General features: G+C 70.5%; 1 protein-coding gene. It reads right to left on the bottom strand.

The annotated features are described in order from the left end of the window. A partial coding sequence (locus tag HUX53_RS40540; RefSeq protein WP_176401131.1) for a hypothetical protein occupies positions 1-189 on the bottom strand: 189 nt, incomplete at its 3' end. Between the last annotated feature and the right edge of the window lie 370 nt (positions 190-559).

Here is a 559-nt window from a genome sequence, read left to right as displayed (position 1 = left end):
CTCGTAGACGAGGTGGTGCAGGCCGCGCTCACCGGTCGAGCAGATGTACATGCCCGGGCGCTTGCGAACCGCCTCAAGCCCTTCACGGACAGAGATCGAACTAGCGTCGTACGCACAAGGAGAACCTCCTGCCGGGGATGTCAGCCGCTCCGCGCCCGAGGGAGGCGCGGTGTGCCACGTAACACACATGGGGGCACCCGGTCGTGCTCTGTGCATGTCTGGTCAGCGGCCCGGGCACCACATGGCGGCGCAGCATCCTGAAACGCATCCATTCTACCGGGTCATGCGGCGAAAAGTGGCACTCACGAGCGCTGTGTGCGCGTGTGGCGGCCGATTGGACCTGGAGCTACATCCCCCCAGAGGTCCCGGGGCGTTCTCTGGCCTACGTGGCGCTGGCCGCTCCACCGCGCACCCCGCCCCCCTCACCGACGCTCGCACCCCCCCCCCCACCGCCCGCCGCTCCCGCCACCGGCCGCCCTCAGCGGCCTGCTCCTGCGCCACCGCCCCGCGCCCCCCCACCGCAGCACACACACCGCCCACACACCCTACCACCCACCCA

The organism is Actinomadura sp. BRA 177, assembly GCF_013372625.1.
Lineage (GTDB): Bacteria > Actinomycetota > Actinomycetes > Streptosporangiales > Streptosporangiaceae > Spirillospora.
The sequence above is the reverse complement of the archived record's forward strand: the minus strand, read 5'-3'. Positions and strand labels throughout refer to the sequence as shown.